The following is a 15,683-nucleotide window of genomic DNA, read 5'->3' on the forward strand; positions in this document are numbered from 1 at the left end:
GTGCCGGAAGGAAGCCATGAACGAGTTTAAGCGGTCGGAAGCCTTCGACACCGAAGCGCTTCGCAAGAAGATTTCGGAGATCCGTACCCGTGCGCCGGACGAAAAGGCCGGCGGCGAAGCGTCGACGGAGCTCAACCCCCTCGCCCGACAAATTGCCGAACAATTCCGCGCCGACACCTATTCGCCCGCCATGATCATGGGCCTGATGCGCCTGTTCGAATTCTGTACCCTTTTCGCCATCGGCTATGCCATCAATGCGCTCTATGTGCAGCCGGGTTTCGATCAGCTGCCGCTTTACCTCGCGATCCTCATCGGCGGCTCTGCGCTCGCGGTTGCCGCCATGCAGATCGCCGACACCTACCAAGTCCCCGCCCTGCGCGCCTGGCTGCGCTTCACCCCACGGATCCTGGCCTCCTGGGCGATCGCATTCGGCGGTATTGCCATCGCGCTGTTCTTTCTCAAGTCCGGTCACCAGTATTCGCGTGTCTGGTTCGGCGGCTGGTTCATTTCCGGGGCGGTGTTCCTCGTCGCGGAACGGGCCTTCATCGCCTATTCCATTCGCCATTGGGCCCGCAACGGCACGATGGAACGCCGTGCCGTCGTCGTCGGCGGCGGCCAGCCGGCCAAGGACCTGATCCGCACGCTCGAACATCAGACCGACAACGACATTCGCATCTGCGGCATCTTCGACGATCGCGACGAACGTCGGTCTCCGAATGTCATTGCCGGCTATCCGAAACTCGGAACCGTCGACGAGCTTGTCGAATTCGCGCGCTTGGCGCGCATCGACATGTTGATCATCTCGCTGCCGCTGACCGCTGAAAAGCGCATCCTGCAGCTACTCAAGAAGCTGTGGGTGCTGCCGGTCGATATCCGTCTGGCCGCCCATGCAAACAACCTGCGCTTCCGGCCGCGCAGCTATTCCCATGTCGGCGAAGTGCCGATGCTCGATATCTTCGACAAACCCATCGCCGATTGGGATTCCGTAGCCAAGCGCGGATTCGACATCTTCTTCAGCATCGTCGCCCTGGTGTTGTTGTGGCCGGTAATGCTGGGCACCGCCATCGCGGTCAAGGCCACATCGCCGGGCCCGATCATCTTCAAGCAGAAGCGCCACGGCTTCAACAACGAGACCATCGAAGTCTACAAGTTCCGCTCGATGTATACGCATATGAGCGACCCGAGCGCACGCAGCGCAGTGACGAAGGGCGACCCTCGCGTCACCCCGGTCGGGCGCTTCATCCGCAAATCCTCGATCGATGAACTACCACAGATCTTCAACGTACTCAAAGGCGAGCTTTCACTTGTCGGCCCGCGCCCGCATGCCGTACTGGCACAGACGCATAACCGCACCTATTCCGACGTCGTCGAAGGCTATTTCGCCCGCCACCGCGTCAAGCCCGGCGTCACCGGTTGGGCACAGATCAACGGCTGGCGTGGCGAGATCGACAATGACGAAAAGATCCGTCTGCGCACGGCCTTCGACCTTCACTACATTGAAAACTGGTCGCTGCTCTTCGACCTGAAGATCTTGTTCCTGACGCCGTTTCGACTGCTCAACACGGAAAATGCCTATTGAGCACCGTCGACACATCACAGCCGATCGTCTTTCGACCCCAGCTCGCCGCGCTTTCTCTCTTCGGTTCGTGGCTGGTCGCGCTTGCTGTGTTTCTGTCGGGTTTCGTCATTGCCGAACCGGCGCCCTATGAGCTGTTCATGGTGGCGCTCATCGGTCTCTGGGCACTCTTCGGCTTGAAGATCTCGCGCTACATCGCGCCGTTGCTTACTCTGCTGACCCTTTTCATCGTCGGCGGCATCCTATCGCTGATGACGATGGTCGATCTGACCAAAGGGCCGATGTACATGGCGGTCTCCGGCTTTCTGGCGCTGTCGGCGGTTTTTTACGCCGCCATCATCGAGGACCGTCACCAACGGCTGAGGCTGATCTTCAATGCCTGGGTCACCGCTGCCGTGCTGACCGCGCTTCTCGGCATTTTTGGCTATTTCGGCGCGATACCGGGCGCTGAAAACTTCACGCTCTATGACCGCGCCAAGGGCGCCTTCCAGGATCCGAACGTCTTCGGCCCGTTCCTGTCGGTCCCTGCGCTCTATCTGATCCACGGACTATTGACGCAACCGATCCACAAGGCGCCGCCGAAGATAGCGGCGCTTCTGGTGCTGGCGCTCGGCGTCTTCCTGTCGTTCTCGCGTGCGGCTTGGGCTCTCAACCTTTTCTGCGTCGTTGCCTTCGTCTTCGTGATGCTGCTCAAGGAACGCAACGGCCTCTTCCGTCTGCGCATCCTCGTCATGGCGTTGGTCGGCGGCGTGTTTGTCGTCGGCGCCCTCTTGGCCGCGCTGCAATCGGAGCAGGTCGCCACGCTTTTCTCCAGCCGCTCACAGTTCGTGCAGGACTATGACGGCGGCCATCTCGGCCGTTTCGACCGTCACCGCATTGGGTTCCTGATGTCGATGGAGAAACCGCTCGGTATCGGTCCGATGGTCTTCAGCACGATCTTTCCCGAAGACGAACATAATGTCTGGCTGAAGTCGCTGACGTCCTATGGCTGGCTCGGTTTCATCAGCTATGCAGCGCTCATCATCTGGACGCTGTCGCTCGGTTTCCGCTTCCTGCTGCTTGAGCGCCCCTGGCAGGTTTATCTGATGATCGCCTGGGTCGCGCTGATCGGTCATGTGGGCGTCGGCAACGTCATCGATACCGATCACTGGCGCCACTTCTACATGCTTCTCGGCATCATCTGGGGATGTGCCGCCCTCGAGTACCGCCATCGTCGAACCGCGCGGGCCGGATGGCGGCAATGAACATGGAATATCCCTTGCCGCAGCGCCCCGCGCCCACGCCACTGCGCTTGCTCGAAGTCCTCGAGCCGAGCGGCGGCGGATCGGGTCGGCATTTCATCGATCTCTGCCGCGGCATGCATCTGCGCGGACATCATGTCGAGGCGGTCTACTCTCCGGTACGCGCCGAGGAAAGTTTCGTTCGCGAACTGAAGGCCGTCGGTCTCCCCGCTGTCCATGCCGTCGATATGAAGCGTGCCCCGGGTCCCGCCGACATCGCAGCCTTCCTGGCGCTGCGTCGGATCATGAGCGATCATGGTCCGTTCGACATCGTTCACGGCCACAGCTCCAAGGCCGGGGCACTGACGCGCCTGCGCCTGCCCGGTCGCCATGCGCCGCGCATCTACACGCCGCACGCGTTCCGCACGCTGGACCCGACGCTCGGACGCGGCGGCCGGCTGATCTATGGCGCGATCGAATGGGGCCTCGCTTGGTTCTATACCGACCACCTCATCTGCGTGTCGGACGACGAGCGTTCCCACGCCCTGTCGTTGCACATGCCGGAAGAGCGGATGTCGGTCATTGTCAATGGCGTTGCCCCGCCCTCGCCCGATATGGCAACGACCATCCGTGCCAGCTTCGGTATTGCGCCGGACGCATTCGTCTTCGGGTTCATCGGCCGACTGACGGCCCAGAAGGCGCCTGAGCGGCTCGTCGCCGCCTTCAGGCACATCGCCGGATCGGTGAAGAACAGCCACCTCGTCATGGTCGGCGCCGGCGAATTGGAGGGCTCTCTACGCCAAGCCATGTCCGAAAGCGGCCTGCAGAACCGGATGCACCTGACATCCGCATTCACCGGCCCGCAAGCTGCCCCTGCCTTCGATGTGCTCGTCATGCCGAGCCGTTACGAGGCAATGTCCTACGTCATGCTGGAAGGAGCAGCAGCGGGCAAGCCAATCATCGCCAGCGATATCGGTGGCGCTCGAACCGTGATCGAAGATGGTCACAACGGTTTCATCGTGCCGAATACAGACGACATCTCCCAGCTCGCAAAGACAATGGCCGCGGCCGCAGCCCCCGCCACCTTGAGGAAACTCACGGCAGCAGCCAATAGCCGCAAGGACCGTTTCACGCTCGATGTGATGCTGGATCACACCGAAATGCTCTATTGGAAGCTGGCTGAGCGACGACGCATCGCGGCAATGGTCTAGACGGACGTCAACGGACAAGCACCGAGCCGGCTGCAGTTCGGCCAGATCGTCCCGTGAAGAGCCGAAATCCGCAACGCGGAGCAGTTCGTCCTCGGCACCTTCAACATCCATGATCGGGACATCGGCCGAGTATTGCGCCATGAAAACGGGAAACTCGTCGCTTTGCGCTTCCACTTTGGCCCCCGACAGATCGAGACGCCAGAAGCGCGACAAGCCCAAGACCCGTTCCACCCCAGAACTTTCGATCCCGGGCAAATCGATAGCCCTCGCTCTACCTAGCAACCGGTGCAGACCATCAGTCCGCCTTCAACTTTGTGCGCACGAACGACAGGCGCTTGGAGGAATGCATCCTCCGCTGTGCCAAGCCGATACCAAGGCCACGCCACGCTATGCGCCCGTCGATGATGGGGATGTTGCTGGGGTTCTCGAATCGCTTTCGAAGAAGCGGAAGGCAAAAAAGGACGAGCAAATGACCTAGGCTCTTCGGGACTAGCTGCGCACTTTGAGTGTCTTTTTTTCCGGTTCAACGCTTGGGGGTGCAACGACTTAGAAACCTAAATCATTGCGCTCAAAGGGAAAAATGGTCGGAGCGGCGGGATTCGAACCCACGACCCCTTGACCCCCAGTCAAGTGCGCTACCGGGCTGCGCTACGCTCCGGACCGAAGAAACCCCTATATAACCAACGCTTAGAGCGCAAGCAGGAATTTCGACCTCGGCACGAAAAAGAATTAAACGGCGTGGATAAGCACGAAGTGTAACGACGAATCCCACGAACCTCTTCGGGACGTTTCGAGTTCGCCGAACTGGAGCTCGCCCTCCACCTGAACACAGCCGTCGACGTCGGACAGCGGTCAGCGCCGAGCGTCCTTGCGCTTCCCTTCGCCGAGCGCGCCGCCTTAGGCGAGGAGCCCGTTGGGCGCACCGCAAAAGGCCAACGGGCGCCTACCGCAGAATTAAGGCGTTGACTTCTCGCCACCATCAGAACATTTGTAGAACAAACCGGAGCTCACATCATGTCAGAGAAGTTTATCATTATGCCTTTCAAGCGCGTTCGCGGTGGATTGGCGCCCGGCGAGATGCGCGCGGCCTCGACCGCGGCCGGCGCAGAGAAGGTTGCAGCGGCCATGGCACCCAGGCATATCGGCGTCGCCGCCTATGCGGTTCAGGTCGACGAGGAGAGCGGAGACATGAGCAGCCCTCGCCTGCTCGTTCAGTTTGGCGAGATTGCCGATCTAAACGCCGCTTGACATGTAAAGCGGCTTGTCATGGCCGCCGATCTTCTGCGGACACCAGGGACTGGCGCAGCTAACCCGCCGCTCCCTATGCCAGTAGCTCACCGTCGTTTTCAGGCGAAGGCTACTGCATAATTCCTTAAATTGGATCCGATTTAAGGATAAAATTATGCAGCAAGTTTAGAGCCTTACAGCGTCCTTTGCGCGTCATACTTGACGCGCGGCGCTGTAGCGGACAGCCATCCGGTAAAACGGCGGTCGGATAAGGATTGCGATTGAGACCATTTGCAGTTGCCGGCGCCCGACGTTGGCTGCGACCACGCCATGGTGAAGCCTGCGGATCACCGCAACTCTATTTTTTGAAACCGGTAGCTCCGGCCTGCAGGCGTCGAAACAAAAGCCGCCGGTTACCGTACCTGATCGAGCAGGCGCTTGCATTCGAGCAGGTCGTAAAGCGCTTCCTGAAGCAGCGCCCGGTCTTCCTTGCCAACCGAGGACGACTTGCCAAGCGAGATTTCCGGAACGTCGTCGTTGCCGCCGCCGAAAGAGAAGAAGCGGCGGCTGGCGGGTGCCTTGGCACGGCCGACGATCTGGTCCTCTTCGGAGAGACCCGCCTTCGGCGGCGGTGGCTCCTCGTTGCTCGAAGCCGCCAATGCCTCGACAGTGGCCAGATCGCCGCTGGCGATCGCCGCCACGAACTTGTTGCCGTTGGCCTTCAGCAGCTTCTGCACGCCCTTGATGGTGTAGCCGTGGTCATAGAGCAGGTGGCGGATGCCTTTCAGCAGGTCGACATCCTCGGGGCGATAATAGCGCCGCCCCCCGCCGCGCTTCATCGGCTTGATCTGCTGGAAACGTGTTTCCCAGAAACGCAAGACATGCTGCGGCAGATCGAGATCGTCGGCGACCTCGCTGATGGTGCGAAAAGCGTCTGGGCTTTTTTCCATTTCGTTCCCATTCCATACACGCGACTCAGGACAAGCCTCAGCCGCAATGAACCGATGTCGCGCGATGATCGCACGAATCGGCTCCATTTCAACGGCTTATGGATGGGTTTTCAACCACATTGTGGTTGCCGGCCTCCGCTTACGATACGGGAGAGGCCGGCTTATGCTTGGCCCTGCGGCTCAGATGCGATTTCAGCACGCGCTGCTTCAGGACGTTGGACGCCTTGAAGGTCATGACCCGCCGCGGCGAAATCGGTACTTCCTCGCCGGTCTTCGGGTTGCGGCCGATGCGCTCGTTCTTATCGCGAACCTGAAAGGTCGCGAAGGAGGACAGCTTCACACTCTCGCCACGCACGATTGCGTTGCATATTTCGTCAATGACGGTTTCCACCAGCTCGGCAGACTCTGTGCGCGACAGACCTACCTTGCGAAAAACCGACTCAGCCAAGTCTGCTCGTGTTACTGTTTTTCCGCTCATCTTCCCCCACCGATGTCTGGCACGCCGATCAGCGACCGAAGACTATTGCCCTTGCCTTTTGTGGTCAAGCGCCTGCGTTGCCTCAGCATTTTTTACCAGCGTATCAGAACGGAGCCCCAAGTGAAGCCACCCCCCATGGCTTCGAGCAGAACGAGATCGCCCTTCTTGATCCGGCCATCGGCCGCCGCGGTGTTCAGAGCCAGCGGAATGGACGCGGCGGAGGTGTTGCCATGGACATCGACTGTCACCACAACCTTGTCGAGCGGGATGCCGAGCTTCTTGGCCGAACCATCGATGATACGGCGGTTGGCCTGGTGCGGCACGAGCCAATCGATGTCCTCGGCCGTCGTTCCGGTCGCCTCGAAGGCGGCCTCGATCACGTCGGTAATCATGCCGACGGCATGCTTGAAGACCTCGCGGCCTTCCATCTTCAGGTGGCCGACAGTACCCGTCGTCGACGGTCCGCCATCGACATAGAGCTTTTCGCGATGCGCGCCATCGGAACGGAGCTTGGCGGTCAGCACGCCGCGATCGGCGATCGTGCCCTCGCCTTCCTGTGCCTCGAGGATGATCGCGCCGGCGCCATCGCCGAAGAGGACGCAGGTCGTGCGATCAGACCAATCGAGAATGCGCGAGAAGGTCTCAGCGCCGATCACCAGCACACGTCTTGCCAGGCCACCGCGAATATAGGCGTCCGCCGTCGTCACCGCATAGATGAAGCCGGAACAGACGGCCTGCAGATCGAAGGCAGCACCATGGTGCATGCCGAGCCGGTTCTGAATGTTGACGGCGGTTGCCGGAAACGTGTTGTCAGGGGTCGACGTCGCCAGGATGATCAGGTCGAGATCAGCGGCGGTCAGGCCGGCACTGTCGAGTGCTGCGCGTGCGGCAGCTTCGCCGAGCGAGGCCGTCGTCTCGCCTTCGCCGGCGATGTGGCGCTGGCGGATGCCGGTGCGCTGGACGATCCACTCGTCTGACGTATCGACCTTGGATTCCAGCTCCTGATTGGTGACAACGCGCTTCGGCAACGCTGCACCGAAGCCGCGGACGACGGAACGGATCATTTATTCAAACCTCATCATTCATGCCGGCGGGAAGCGCGCTCGGCGGCTCTGCGCCGTGGTACTTCGCCAGATCGATTTCGATCTTCGCCTTCAGGCCATTTTTCACCATGTCGTAGCCGACGTCGATCGCAGCCGCAAAGCCCTCGCCATCGGCGCCACCATGGCTCTTGATCACGACACCATTGAGGCCGAGAAAGACACCACCATTGACCTTGCGCGGGTCCATCTTTTCGCGCAGGCGATCGAAGGCACCCTTGGCCAGGATGTAGCCGATCTTGGCCATCAGCGTACGCGACATGGCCGCGCGGAGATATTCGGCAATCTGTCGCGCCGTTCCTTCGGCGGCCTTGAGCGCTATGTTGCCGGAGAAGCCCTCGGTGACCACCACGTCGACGGTGCCGCGCCCGATATCGTCACCTTCGACGAAGCCGTAATAGTCGAAGCCTTCGACATTAGCGTCACGGATGAGACGCCCGGCTTCCTTGACTTCCTCCTGGCCCTTGATCTCTTCGACGCCGACATTGAGCAGTCCGACGGTCGGGCGTTCGATCTCGAACAGCGCTCGCGCCATGGCGCCGCCCATCAGCGCAAAATCCATAAGCTGCTGCGCATCGGCACCGATGGTGGCGCCGACGTCCAGCACGATGCTCTCGCCCTTCAGCGTCGGCCAGATCGCAGCGATTGCCGGGCGCTGGATGCCCTGCATCGTGCGCAGACAGAAAACCGACATGGCCATCAACGCGCCGGTATTGCCGGCCGATACGACGACGTCGGCTTCGCCGGCGTTGATCGCATCGATCGCCCGCCACATGCTCGACTTGCCGCGGCCGCGCCTCAGCGCCTGGCTCGGCTTCTCATCCATGCCGACGGCGACCTCGCAATCGTGGAAGGTGCTGTTGGCCTTGAGCTTGGGATGTTTGGCCAAAATATCAGCGCACTGCGCTTCTATGCCGAACAGGACAAACCTTATGTCCGGATGACGTTCAAGCGCCCGTGCGGCGCCCGGGATGACGACTTCAGGACCATAGTCGCCGCCCATCACGTCAAGAGAAATTCTGACCACGCGTGTCTTATCCTTTTTTCCTGCCACACAACACGTGCTGCCGTGGCGCGCGCATTCGAACGCAACGACGATACATATTGCTTCTGACGCTTGAGCCAGGCACGCGGCAGATCGCTGCGGCGGCTCATTTGGCCGGAGTCGCGCCAAAATACTGCTTTTCGCCCGCGTGACAACCGAATTGTAGGGGAGGCTTTGGCAGCCTCAGTCCTTTTTCCAGTCCTTCAGCGCTGCAAACGGGTTCGGCTTCTCGTCGTCCGCCGCCGTGCTTTCGATGCGCGCACCGAAAGTCACGCCCGGTTTACGCGGATAGGGCTCGATCGCCAGCGCCACATGCTCGCTGACGACGACACCGGCATCGATCGTGTCGCCGGTAAAGGTATCGGGGATATCGGGTCCGTCGGGGTTGAGAATCATCTCACCACCATCGTTGCTGGCCTGGCGGGCGAGCCTCGATCCTTCCGGTACGAAGATAGCGTCGACGGGCTCTCGGATATCCGCCTCGACGGGCTCGAGGGTCACGACGCAGGACTGTACGATCCTGGCGGTAACGTCGCCCTTGATCTTGACACCATCCTTCTTCCAGCGGGCGATCTGCAGATCCGCTGAAAGCGAAACGACTTCGCGCACATCCCACAGTTCGGCGAGCGCCCGCCGTTCGCTCTCGTTTGCTGTGAGGTGCACGGTCACGGCATTGGCCGAGATATGCCCGACCTTCACCGGGTAGGAGAATGCCGGCCGGCTTTCGTCTTTCATGGTCAGATCCTTCCTCGCGCGGGCGCCGCTGTCGGCACGCTCTTCGCGGATAGTCCGCGCGCCGGGTTGGCACGCGCGGCATCGATGGCCGTCTATTACTCTCCGGCGGCGGGGATGCGCAACTGGCCCGTTTCGACAACGCCTTCCGGTTCAGCCGCGAGCCGTTCCTCAACGGAGAGGAGATAGGTCGCCAGGCCACCCATCGCCGGCTCCCCGCCATCGCCCTTCGGATAGAAGTTACGCTTCAGTGCCGCAGCAAGTGCGGCCGCGTCCCGGCCTTCGAGCGCCGCCGCATAGGATTCAAGCCGGCCGTAGAACATGCCGGCAAGCTTCTTCATCTTCTTCGGCACGCCCGCGTCACCGACGCCGAGCTCGCGGATCGAATGGTCGACATCCTCGAAGAAGGCGTCGACAATCTCCTGGGCGATCTCCTGGCCGGCGCGCGCCGATCCGCGCGTGCGCCGGAAATAGAGGATCAGCACGGCCGACAGCATCTCGAAACGGCCCATCACCGTGTCGGGCACGTCGAGGTCAGTGTAGAGGTACGGCTGACGCGCCGCCGCGGTCAACAATGCATATTGCCGTTCGACAATCGCAATATTGCCGCTTTTTCTTTTGAACAGTCCAAAAATCATCACAAAGCCCAGCTTTGGCTTTCTCGAAATGCGCGCAAGCGCCCATGACGTTGTTGCATGATAGCTGAAGCTGGTTTACCGAAGCATGCACGAATTGCAATGGCGGATCTGCCATCGTTACTCCAAAGGGAGCTGTCGTTGACGAAGCGGTTTTTCAGAACAAATTTGAAGGTCCTTGGCCGAGCTGCGGCCGTAGCGACTGTTAGCACCATTGCTCTCTCCGCCTGCCAGTCCGCTAATGTCGGTGAAGTTCTCCACCAGGGTTATGTGGTTGATCAGGAAACGCTAAATCTCGTTCCGGTCGGCTCCAGCCGTGAACAGGTCATGCTTTCGCTCGGCACGCCGTCGACGACCGCGACCTTCGACAACGAGGTATTCTACTACATCTCGCAGACCCGCAAACGGCCCGTGGCGTTCATGAAGCCGCAGCTCGTCGACCAGTCGATTCTGGCCGTCTACTTCGACAAGGAAGGCACGGTCAGCCAGCTTGCGCACTACACGCTCAAGGACGGCAAGGTCTTCGACATGCTGACGCGCACGACGCCGACCGGCGGCAAGGAAACGAGCTTCCTCGGCCAGCTTCTCACCGGCCCCGGCGCCGGCAAGGCTGCAGCGACAAATCTCTTCAAGAACTTCGGCGACTAAACCGAGGTTCACTACGACAAAAAAGGCCCGCGGAACTTGCGTCCCGCGGGCCTTTTCGTTTCAGGCGAACGTCAGGCGAGGACGGCCAGGAGCAGCAACGCCACGATGTTGGTGATCTTGATCGCCGGGTTTACCGCCGGGCCGGCCGTATCCTTGTAGGGATCGCCGACGGTGTCGCCGGTCACCGACGCCTTGTGGGCTTCGGAACCCTTGAGATGCCGGGTGCCGTTCCTGTCGACGAAACCGTCCTCGAAGCTCTTTTTGGCGTTGTCCCAGGCACCGCCGCCCGAGGTCATGGAGATCGCCACGAACAGGCCGTTGACGATGACGCCAAGCAACGACGCGCCCAGTGCCGCGAAGGCGGATGCCTTGGAGCCGGACAGCAGCAGCACGCCGAAATAGACGACGAGCGGCGCCAAAACCGGCAGCAGCGAAGGGACAATCATCTCACGGATCGCCGCCTTGGTGAGCAGGTCGACGGCGCGACCGTAATCAGGCTTCTCCGTGCCTGCCATGATGCCGGGCTTTTCTCGGAACTGGCGACGCACTTCCTCGACGATCGACCCTGCCGCACGGCCGACGGCCGTCATCGCGATGCCGCCGAAGAGATATGGAATGAGGCCACCGAAGATCAGTCCGGCAACGACATAGGGGTTCGACAGATCGAAGGAGATCGGACCGACATCGGCGAAGTACGGATATTTGTCGCCATTGGCGGCGAAGTAGCGGAGGTCGTTGGCGTAGGCTGCAAACAGAACCAGTGCGCCGAGGCCGGCCGAGCCGATGGCATAGCCCTTGGTCACGGCCTTCGTAGTGTTGCCGACGGCATCGAGCGCGTCGGTCGACTTGCGTACTTCCGGTGGCAGGTGCGACATCTCCGCGATACCGCCGGCATTATCCGTCACCGGACCGAAGGCGTCGAGTGCCACAATCATGCCGGCAAGGCCAAGCATCGCGGTCACGGCTATACCCGTGCCGAACAGGCCGGCGAGCTGATAGGTCGCAATGATACCGCCGACGATGACGATGGCCGGCAACGCCGTCGACTCCAGCGAGACCGCAAGCCCCTGGATCACGTTCGTGCCGTGGCCTGTGACCGACGCCTGGGCGATGGAGTTCACGGGGCGCTTGTTGGTGCCGGTGTAGTATTCGGTGATGACCACGATCAGCGCCGTGACCACCAGGCCGAGGATACCGCACAGGAACAGGTTCCAGCCGGTGATGTCCTGGCCCGCAACCGTTCCGATCGAGCCCCAGCCGATTGTCAGCGACGTGGCAGCGCCAAGTCCGAAGATCGACAGCGCACCCGTGACGATCAGGCCTCGGTAGAGCGCACCCATGATCGAGTTGTTGCTGCCGAGCTTGACGAAGAAGGTGCCGACGATCGAGGTGATGATGCAGGTCGCGCAAATTGCCAGGGGATAGGCCATGACAGTCGAGAGCACTGGCGTGCCGGCGAAGAAGATCGCAGCCAACACCATCGTTGCCACCACCGAGACGGCGTAGGTCTCGAACAGGTCGGCCGCCATGCCGGCGCAGTCGCCGACGTTGTCGCCGACGTTGTCGGCGATGGTCGCAGGGTTGCGCGGATCATCTTCCGGGATCCCTGCCTCCACCTTGCCGACGAGGTCGCCACCAACGTCAGCACCCTTGGTGAAGATGCCGCCACCGAGACGGGCGAAGATCGAGATCAGCGATGCGCCGAAGCCGAGCGCCACCAGTGCGTCCATCACTTCACGCGAACCGGGCTCGTGACCCAGGCCTGCCGTCAGGATGAGGTAATAGACCGACACGCCGAGAAGGGCGAGGCCCGCGACGAGAAGGCCGGTGATCGCGCCGGATTTGAAGGCGATATCGAGACCGGATGCAAGGCTGACCGAAGCGGCCTGCGCAGTGCGCACGTTCGCGCGAACGGAAACGTGCATGCCGATGAACCCTGCTGCACCCGAAAGCACTGCACCAACGAGAAAGCCGAAAGCGGCTGCGGAAGAAAGAAGAACCCAGGCAGCGATGAAAACGACGACGCCGACGATGGCAATGGTTCTGTATTGACGCGTGAGATAGGCCTGCGCCCCTTCACGAATGTAGCCTGCGATTTCTTGCATGCGGGCGTTCCCCTGGTCGGCGGCCAGCACCGACTGTGTTGCCCAGATGGCATAAGCCACCGCGAGCAACCCGCATGCGATAACGCCCAACAAAATGGTCATTTCGCATTACCCTCCGTTTCAACCCGCGGACTCACTCCCGGCCGCAGGCCCCTCAAATCCGCGAATCACGCACCACCTCCTCAAGCAGCACCCCTCACGGCGCGGCCAGAGTGCGGTTGCAACGATAGATCGTCAAGCCCCGGAAAATGAACTACCGGCGGGCCTGCGCGAACTGACGAATTCGGAGAAAAGCGGCTGCTCAGGCCGCAACGTTGGGGCGAGCGCGCATCAGCAAGAAGAGCAGAATTAGGCAGACGGCCGTCACCGGCCAGACGACGGCGTTCAGCATATCCCAGCCATAGACCGACAGAACCTTGCCGGAGGCAAAGGACGACAGCGCGACAGTGGTAAACAGGATGATGTCGTGGAAGGCCTGAACCTTGTCGGCCTCCTGCGGGCGGTAGCTGCCGGCAACGATGGCGGTCGAGCCGATGAAGCCGAAATTCCACCCCAGACCGAGAAGCACCAGGGCGCCCCAGAAATTCCAGAGTTCCAGGCCCATGTGTGCGACAGCGGCGCAGGCCATGAGCAACAGCAACCCGCAGGCAACAATGCGTTCCGCGCCGAAGCGCGTGATCAGCCATCCCGTAAAGAAGCTTGGCGCGAACATTGCGAGCACATGCCACTGGATGCCGAGCGTCGCAAGCTCGGTGGAGAAGCCGCAGCCGACGACCATGGCCACCGGCGCACCGGTCATCATGAACGTCATCAGCGCGTAGCTCGATATGCCGCAGACCATGCCGGTGATGAAGCGTTGGCTGCGAACGATCTCACCGAGTGAACGGGCGGCCTGACCGTGATGCTCGCTGGCCACGGCCCCCTGCTCCGGCAGACGCAACGGCGCAAAGAAGAATGCGGCCAACAAGCAGATCGGCAGCAAGGCGATGAAGGCGCCGACAAAGGCAACCGGCGCGAAGAAGTCACCGGCGAAAATGACGATCTGTGGGCCGAGCACCGCGGAAACGATGCCCCCGCCCAGGATCCACGATATCGCCTTCGGTTTGTAGAAGGATGGCGAGGCGTCAGCGGCCGCGAAGCGCAGCTTTTGGGTAAAACCGTTGGAGGAGCCGAGCACGGAAAGACCGAAGGCAAAGAGCCAGAAGCTTTCGCGAAAGAGCGCGACTGCGGCGATCGCGGCGCCGACCGCGGCAATCCCGGTACCGACCATGAAGGCAAGGCGGCGACCAATCAAACGCGAGAGCGTCGCCACGAGAATGACGCCGAGCGCCATGCCGACGTTGTAGGCGGTCAGCGGCGCGGTCGCCAGCGACTTGTCGTCTGCAAGCAGCTGATAGCCGGCAACACCGCCGACGGCAAAACAAATCGGGCCGACGACGCCAAGGATCGCCTGCGCCGCCGTCAGAAGGAAGACGTTGCGACGCGCTTCGCCAAGGGCAGAGCCCATGTCATCGACGGCGGCCGCAACCATGGCCGCGCTACTTCTTCGGTTCGCCGCGAACCTGCCGGGCAATCCGGTCAAGAACGGCATTGACCAGCTTCGGCTCGTCGTCTCCGAAGAACGCCTTGGCGATTTCGACATATTCCGTGACGATCACCGGAACAGGCACGTCCTTGCGCTCCAGCATCTCGAAGGTACCGGCGCGCAGGATGGCGCGAACGGTGGAATCGAGCCGTGACAGCGCCCAGTCATCCTGTAGCGCCGAGCCGATCAGCGGGTCGAGCTTGCGCTGGTCGCGCACGACGCCTGCCACGATCGACCGGAACCAGGAGGCATCGGCCTTCAGGTATGTGTCGCCGTCCAGTTCCTGGCCGAGACGGTGTGCCTCGTATTCAGCGACGACTTCCAGCACGCCGGTGCCGCCGATATCCATCTGGTAAAGCGCCTGCACGGCAGCAAGGCGTGCCGCGCCGCGTTGGTTGACCTGCTTCAATGGCTGATCCGAGGGGGTGTTCGTCACTGTTCCGTGCCCAATTTCTTCTTCAGTTCTATCATCGTCAGCGCAGCGCGCGCTGCAAAGCCGCCCTTGTCGCCTTCCGCCCGGCGCGCCCGCGCCCAGGCCTGATCGTCGTTTTCGACCGTCAATATGCCGTTGCCGATGGCAAGGCTTTCACTGACGGCGAGGTCCATGATCGCGCGCGAGGATTCGTTCGCGACAATATCGAAATGATAGGTCTCGCCGCGAATGACCATGCCGAGCGCGACGAAGCCGTCATAAGCGGTGCCGCCATCGTCCGCGCCATCGAGCGCCATGGCGATTGCCGGCGGGATTTCGAGGGCACCGGGAACCGTCACGATATCATAGGTCGCTCCGGCTGCATCCAGCGCATGTTTGGCGCCATCGAGCAATGCGTCGGCCATATCGTCATAGAAGCGTGCTTCCACAATCAGGATGTGGGCAGCCTTGGTCTTCGCCATGGATCACCTGTCTTGAGATTTCCGCGCCGGTGCGACCGGCTGAGGCGGCGGTCAAACCATGACCGGCGCCGAATGGCAAGCAAATTCCGCTGTTGGCGCCCTTTTGCCGCGTGAGGCACCCTTGGCGCCCTACCCGCTCCAGGCGGGGTGGAACGCTTGTGTCACGCTTGAGGGGGTAGCCAGGCGTTGCCGACAATGACAATAATCAGGCCGGATACAACGCCTGGTCGGAGAGAAAGCCGGCCCGGACAATGGAAATCAAGCGAAGGTTGTCCCT

General features: G+C 61.5%; 15 protein-coding genes and 1 tRNA gene. 5 read left to right on the forward strand and 11 right to left on the reverse strand.

Annotated features, from left to right (window positions below):
• Positions 1 to 16 precede the first annotated feature (16 nt).
• The 3 genes from BC360_RS10500 to BC360_RS10510 are packed head-to-tail and all read left to right on the forward strand — an operon-like array spanning position 17 to position 4,007.
• Positions 17 to 1,579 (forward strand): undecaprenyl-phosphate glucose phosphotransferase, encoded by a 1,563-nt coding sequence (locus tag BC360_RS10500; RefSeq protein ID WP_065795158.1) that lies wholly within the window; start codon positions 17 to 19, stop codon positions 1,577 to 1,579.
• Positions 1,576 to 2,820 (forward strand): O-antigen ligase family protein, encoded by a 1,245-nt coding sequence (locus BC360_RS10505; RefSeq protein WP_065787177.1) that lies wholly within the window; start codon positions 1,576 to 1,578, stop codon positions 2,818 to 2,820. The genes BC360_RS10500 and BC360_RS10505 overlap by 4 nt, the downstream gene beginning before the upstream one ends.
• A complete protein-coding gene (locus tag BC360_RS10510; protein WP_139109989.1) occupies positions 2,817 to 4,007 on the forward strand; it encodes a glycosyltransferase in 1,191 nt (396 codons plus the stop codon). The genes BC360_RS10505 and BC360_RS10510 overlap by 4 nt, the downstream gene beginning before the upstream one ends.
• A 581-nt stretch (positions 4,008 to 4,588) precedes the next feature.
• Here the strand turns inward: BC360_RS10510 and BC360_RS10515 are convergent.
• Positions 4,589 to 4,665, reverse strand: a tRNA-Pro gene (locus tag BC360_RS10515).
• A 356-nt stretch (positions 4,666 to 5,021) separates the two neighbouring features.
• Here BC360_RS10515 and BC360_RS10520 point away from each other — a divergent pair.
• A complete protein-coding gene (locus BC360_RS10520; protein ID WP_065787179.1) occupies positions 5,022 to 5,255 on the forward strand; it encodes a hypothetical protein in 234 nt (77 codons plus the stop codon).
• Positions 5,256 to 5,647: 392 nt separating this feature from the next.
• Here the strand turns inward: BC360_RS10520 and BC360_RS10525 are convergent, their stop codons facing one another.
• From BC360_RS10525 to BC360_RS10550, 6 genes are all read right to left on the reverse strand, one after another.
• Positions 5,648 to 6,184: a MerR family transcriptional regulator gene (locus tag BC360_RS10525; protein WP_053247628.1), complete on the reverse strand. Its 537-nt coding sequence runs from the start codon at positions 6,182 to 6,184 to the stop codon at positions 5,648 to 5,650.
• A 139-nt stretch (positions 6,185 to 6,323) separates the two neighbouring features.
• The gene (locus BC360_RS10530; protein WP_065787180.1) at positions 6,324 to 6,662 is read right to left on the reverse strand and encodes an integration host factor subunit alpha; all 339 of its coding nucleotides are present in this window, start codon (positions 6,660 to 6,662) and stop codon (positions 6,324 to 6,326) included.
• Between the two features lie 92 nt (positions 6,663 to 6,754).
• Positions 6,755 to 7,726 (reverse strand): beta-ketoacyl-ACP synthase III, encoded by a 972-nt coding sequence (locus BC360_RS10535; protein WP_065795159.1) that lies wholly within the window; start codon positions 7,724 to 7,726, stop codon positions 6,755 to 6,757.
• A gap of 4 nt (positions 7,727 to 7,730) precedes the next feature.
• Entirely contained in the window at positions 7,731 to 8,789 is a 1,059-nt protein-coding gene (plsX, locus tag BC360_RS10540; protein ID WP_065795160.1) for a phosphate acyltransferase PlsX, read from the reverse strand.
• Positions 8,790 to 8,990: 201 nt separating this feature from the next.
• The gene (locus BC360_RS10545) at positions 8,991 to 9,542 is read right to left on the reverse strand and encodes a YceD family protein (protein WP_065795161.1); all 552 of its coding nucleotides are present in this window, start codon (positions 9,540 to 9,542) and stop codon (positions 8,991 to 8,993) included.
• Between the two features lie 95 nt (positions 9,543 to 9,637).
• Positions 9,638 to 10,177, reverse strand: coding sequence for a ubiquinol-cytochrome C chaperone family protein (locus BC360_RS10550; protein ID WP_065795162.1), 540 nt, complete (start codon positions 10,175 to 10,177; stop codon positions 9,638 to 9,640).
• A gap of 138 nt (positions 10,178 to 10,315) precedes the next feature.
• On the opposite strand from BC360_RS10550, the gene BC360_RS10555 reads away from it, so the two are divergent.
• Positions 10,316 to 10,822 (forward strand): outer membrane protein assembly factor BamE, encoded by a 507-nt coding sequence (locus BC360_RS10555; protein WP_083222507.1) that lies wholly within the window; start codon positions 10,316 to 10,318, stop codon positions 10,820 to 10,822.
• A gap of 71 nt (positions 10,823 to 10,893) precedes the next feature.
• Here BC360_RS10555 and BC360_RS10560 read toward each other — a convergent pair whose 3' ends face one another.
• The 4 genes from BC360_RS10560 to ribH all read right to left on the reverse strand — a co-directional run bounded on the left by BC360_RS10560 (position 10,894) and on the right by ribH (position 15,406).
• Entirely contained in the window at positions 10,894 to 13,029 is a 2,136-nt protein-coding gene (locus BC360_RS10560) for a sodium-translocating pyrophosphatase (protein WP_065795163.1), read from the reverse strand.
• A 199-nt stretch (positions 13,030 to 13,228) separates the two neighbouring features.
• Positions 13,229 to 14,434 carry an MFS transporter gene (locus BC360_RS10565; protein WP_065795553.1) on the reverse strand — a complete coding sequence of 402 codons (1,206 nt, stop codon included), beginning with the start codon at positions 14,432 to 14,434 and terminating at the stop codon, positions 13,229 to 13,231.
• A gap of 31 nt (positions 14,435 to 14,465) precedes the next feature.
• Entirely contained in the window at positions 14,466 to 14,948 is a 483-nt protein-coding gene (gene nusB / locus BC360_RS10570; protein ID WP_053246993.1) for a transcription antitermination factor NusB, read from the reverse strand.
• Positions 14,945 to 15,406, reverse strand: coding sequence for a 6,7-dimethyl-8-ribityllumazine synthase (ribH, locus tag BC360_RS10575; protein ID WP_053246992.1), 462 nt, complete (start codon positions 15,404 to 15,406; stop codon positions 14,945 to 14,947). The genes nusB and ribH overlap by 4 nt, the downstream gene beginning before the upstream one ends.
• Positions 15,407 to 15,683: the final 277 nt, after the last annotated feature.

This window comes from Ensifer sp. LC163, assembly GCF_001695855.1.
Taxonomy (GTDB): domain Bacteria; phylum Pseudomonadota; class Alphaproteobacteria; order Rhizobiales; family Rhizobiaceae; genus Ensifer.